The organism is Paraburkholderia solisilvae (assembly GCF_902859875.1).
GTDB lineage: Bacteria > Pseudomonadota > Gammaproteobacteria > Burkholderiales > Burkholderiaceae > Paraburkholderia > Paraburkholderia solisilvae.
This window is the reverse complement of sequence record NZ_CADIKF010000115.1, coordinates 1-2629: the sequence shown is the minus strand read 5'-3', so window position 1 is coordinate 2629 and position 2629 is coordinate 1. Positions and strand designations below refer to the sequence as shown.

3 protein-coding genes are annotated in these 2629 nt (G+C 64.9%); all 3 read right to left on the bottom strand.

Features of this window, described 5'->3' with window-relative positions:
• The coding region (locus HV675_RS31990; protein WP_175115459.1) for an ABC transporter ATP-binding protein at nt 1-536 on the bottom strand (536 nt) is incomplete at its 3' end.
• Entirely contained in the window at nt 536-1312 is a 777-nt protein-coding gene (locus tag HV675_RS31985) for an ABC transporter ATP-binding protein (RefSeq protein WP_175115458.1), read from the bottom strand. The genes HV675_RS31990 and HV675_RS31985, both read right to left, overlap by 1 nt.
• Before the next feature lie 27 nt (nt 1313-1339).
• Nucleotides 1340-2509: an ABC transporter permease subunit gene (locus HV675_RS31980; RefSeq protein WP_175115457.1), complete on the bottom strand. Its 1170-nt coding sequence runs from the start codon at nt 2507-2509 to the stop codon at nt 1340-1342.
• Nucleotides 2510-2629 lie beyond the last annotated feature (120 nt).

The window sequence follows — 2629 nt, the reverse complement described above, 5'->3', positions numbered from 1 at the left end:
TCGAAGATCTTCTCGACCATGATCGGCGACAGCCCCATCGACGGCTCGTCGAGCAACAGCAGCTTCGGCTTGCTGATGATCGCGCGCGCCATCGCCAGCATCTGCTGCTCGCCGCCCGACAGCGTGCCCGCCAGCTGCGTCGCGCGCTCCTTCAGCCGCGGGAAGAAGCCGAACATCCGCTCGATGTCCTGTCTGATGCCGTCGTTGTCGTTGCGCAGATACGCGCCCATCTGCATGTTCTCGAGTATCGACATGCGCGCGAAGATGCCCCGCCCTTCCGGCACCATCGCCAGACCCCGCCGCAGCAGCTCGTGCGCCGGCAGCCCCTTGATCGACTGGCCCATGTACTCGATGTCGCCCGCCGAATACGGCTTCAGACCCGTGATCGCCTTCATCGTCGTGGTCTTGCCCGCGCCGTTCGCGCCGATCAGCGTCACGAGCTCGCCCTGCGCAACCTCCATGTCGACACCCTTGACCGCCTGGATGCCGCCGTAGTTGACCTGCAGGCCCTTGATTTTCAGCATCGCCGTCGCCATCAGTGGACCCCCGCGCCCAGATATGCCTCGATCACCTTCGGGTCCTTCTGCACGTCGTGCGGCAGACCCTCCGCGATCACCTTGCCGTAGTCGAGCACTGTCATCCGGTTGCACAGGCCCATCACCAGCTTCACGTCGTGCTCGATCAGCAGGATCGTCCTGCCGTCGCCACGGATCTTGTCCAGCAGCTTCGTCAGCTCCACCTTCTCGGTGGCGTTCATGCCCGCCGCCGGCTCGTCGAGCGCCAGCAGCTTCGGATCGGTCGCCAGCGCCCGCGCAATTTCCAGCCGGCGCTGGTGGCCGTACGACAGGTTGCGCGACGTGTAGTCCGCGTACTGCAGCACGCCCACATACTCGAGCAGCTCCAGCGCACGCTCCTTGATCTCGCGCTCTTCCTTGCGCTCCCCGGGCGTCTGGAACACCGCGCCGAACAGCCCGTGCTTCGTGCGCACGTGCCGCCCGACCATCACGTTCTCCAGCGCCGTCATCCCGCCGAACAGCCGGATGTTCTGGAAGGTGCGCGCAATGCCCGCCTTCGCCACCTGATACACCGCGGTCGGCGTGTAGTGCTCGCCGTCGAGCCTGAATTCGCCCGAGTCCGGCGTGTACAGGCCCGTGATCACGTTGAAGAACGTGGTCTTGCCCGCGCCGTTCGGGCCGATCAGGCCGTAAATCGAGCCTTCCTCGATTTCCAGGCCCACGTCCGACAGCGCCTGCAGCCCGCCGAAGCGCTTGTTCACGCCCTTGACGGACAGTCGAATTTTCTTGTCGCTCATCGCGTTTTCTCCTCGCAGCTGTCCGCTTTACGCGCGCACCGGCTTCTTGCCGTTGCGCCTTGCCAGTTTCGCAATCTTGTCCTCGTGCTTCGGCGACGGCCACAGGCCTTCCGAGCGGTACAGCATGATGAGCACCATCGCGAGACCGTACAGCAGCTGGCGGATCACTTCCGTATCGACGATTTCATGGCCGAACAGGAAATGCTGCAGCGGCCCCATCGTCGACCGCAGGAATTCGGGGAACACCGCGAGCAGCACCGCGCCGAGAATCACGCCCGGAATATGGCCCATGCCGCCCAGCACCACGCAGGCGAGCACCACCACCGACTCCCAGAACGTGAACGACTCGGGCGACACGAAGCCCTGGAAGCCCGCGAACATCGCGCCCGACAGCCCGCCGAACGACGCACCCATCGCGAACGCGAGCAGCTTCACGTTGCGCGTGTTGATGCCCATCGCCTTCGCGGCGATTTCGTCTTCGCGGATCGCAGCCCACGCACGGCCGATGCGCGAGTGCTGCAAACGCGTACAGGTCCAGATCACGAGCAGCGAGCACAGCACGAACAGGTAGTAATACATGTACACCGACTGGAACGTGAACCCGAACAGCGTGTGCGTCTGCGACAGGTTGAAGCCGGCGACGTGCACCGGATCGATGCCGGTGATGCCCTTCGGCCCGTTGGTGATGTTCACCGGCCGGTCGAGGTTGTTCATGAAGATCCGCACGATTTCGCCGAAGCCCAGCGTGACGATCGCGAGGTAGTCGCCGCGCAGCCGCAGCGTCGGCGCACCGAGCAGCACGCCGAACAGCGCGGCGAGCGCCATCGCGAGCGGCACGATGACCCAGATCGGCGCGTGCAGCCCGCCGGGCACCAGCGCGGCGATCCACGCGAACTGCGTGGTCAGGTGCGGCGACGTGAGCAGCGCCGCGGTGTACGCGCCGATCGCGTAGAACGCGATATAGCCCAGGTCCAGCAGGCCGGCGAAGCCGACCACCACGTTCAGGCCCAGCGCCAGCATCACGTACAGCATCGCGAAGTCGAGCACGCGCACCCAGTAGTTGCCGCCGGCCGCGCCGATGATCATCGGCGCGGCGATCACGAACACCGCGGTGATCACGCCGACCACCAGCGTCTTCGTGATGTTCTTCTCGGGGATGAGCGTGGTGGACGGCTCGATCGGTTGAATTGAGGTCATGGTTATCTACTCCTTGTTGCCCGATATCGCCCGAACTCAGGCACGATCCGCGACGCGTTCGCCGAGCAGGCCCGACGGACGGAACACCAGCACGACGATCAGCACGATGAACGCGAACAC

What these genes read in the sequence shown, in the direction of transcription:
- HV675_RS31980 (WP_175115457.1), bottom strand. Translation starts at nt 2,509, where the DNA reads ATGACCTCAATTCAACCGATCGAGCCGTCCACCACGCTCATCCCCGAG.
- HV675_RS31985 (WP_175115458.1), bottom strand. Translation starts at nt 1,312, where the DNA reads ATGAGCGACAAGAAAATTCGACTGTCCGTCAAGGGCGTGAACAAGCGC.